Genomic DNA, 1,203 nt, shown 5'->3' with positions numbered 1-1,203 from the left:
CCTCGATTTAAAATTGAAGTGCAACACCTGCTCTACTAGACCAGTTCTTTATTCAGACTAGTCAAAAAGGCCATGAAGACCTATTCTTAATTCACCACAAACAAGAAAGAGGTATCTTCATGACCCGAATTAAGAATATCATATCTAATCAGTATCACCAACTCAATTTAGCTGAACGTGGTCGAATTGAATCCCTAAGGGACTTAGATTGGTCTATCCGCCGAATTGCCCAGGCCCTTCATCGTAATCCCAGCACGATTTCACGTGAATTAAAACGTGGGACAACGACACAGATTAACGCTAGTACTCATATCTTTGAACAGTCATATCTGGCAGAAACTGGTGAAGCAATTTATCGTAAGCACCGACTAAATAGCTGTTATCGTGGACTCTTTGATCATTGTCAAACCTTCTGTAATGCTTTGGTGACAGCTTTAAAAGCGCGTCCCAGGATGCATAGTGTGGATACTTTTGTCCACCAATTCAAGACTGATCACCCAAGGCTTGTCTGCCCCTCAACACCGACGGTGTACCGGTATATTGATGACCAGCGTTTAGCTATCCGCAATTCAGACCTACCAGCTAAACTACGTCGCCGGATTAAATGCCCCGGGGCAAAGCATCATCGAATCAATAAGAAAAATCTGGGCCATTCAATCGAAGAGCGTCCCGCCATGGTTCAAGCGCGTCAAGAGCTTGGACACTGGGAAGGTGACTTGGTCAAAGGCAAACGGGTTGAATCTGAGCCAGCATTAATGACTTTGACTGAACGTGTTAGTCGCTTAGAGATCATCGTTAAACTTCCCAATTATCATGCCGACACTTGCTTGAAAGCCCTCCAGAATACCTTATATGACTATGGAACCGAGCACTTTAAAACCATTACTTTTGATAATGGTGCTGAGTTCTCAAGCTTGAGTCAAGTCAAGGGAACTGACATCTACTTTGCCCATCCTTATTCACCATGGGAACGTGGAACCAATGAGAACACTAACGGCCTTTTGCGCGAGTTCTTCCCGAAGGGCAGATCCTTGGCTTCGGCCTCACTCATTGACATTCAGCTGGCTCAAGATACCTTAAACAACCGGCTACGGCGGTCATTGAACTATCGCTGCCCAGCCGATCTAATGCCTGAACTAGCTTAGCAACTAGACCACTTCTAAGAATAGATTCTTAGTGTTGCACTTGATTTGACAATTGAGG

Annotated in this window: 1 protein-coding gene; it reads left to right on the top strand. The window is 44.6% G+C overall.

The genetic code is table 11. From position 1 onward, the window contains the following. Positions 1-119: 119 nt before the first annotated feature. Positions 120-1,145 carry an IS30 family transposase gene (locus AAA939_RS15215; RefSeq protein ID WP_010619295.1) on the top strand — a complete coding sequence of 342 codons (1,026 nt, stop codon included), beginning with the start codon at positions 120-122 and terminating at the stop codon, positions 1,143-1,145. The last annotated feature ends 58 nt before the right edge of the window (positions 1,146-1,203 follow it).

The sequence above is a fragment of the Lactiplantibacillus paraxiangfangensis genome, from assembly GCF_036246185.1.
Lineage (GTDB): Bacteria > Bacillota > Bacilli > Lactobacillales > Lactobacillaceae > Lactiplantibacillus > Lactiplantibacillus paraxiangfangensis.
This window is presented reverse-complemented; position numbering and strand designations above follow the sequence as displayed.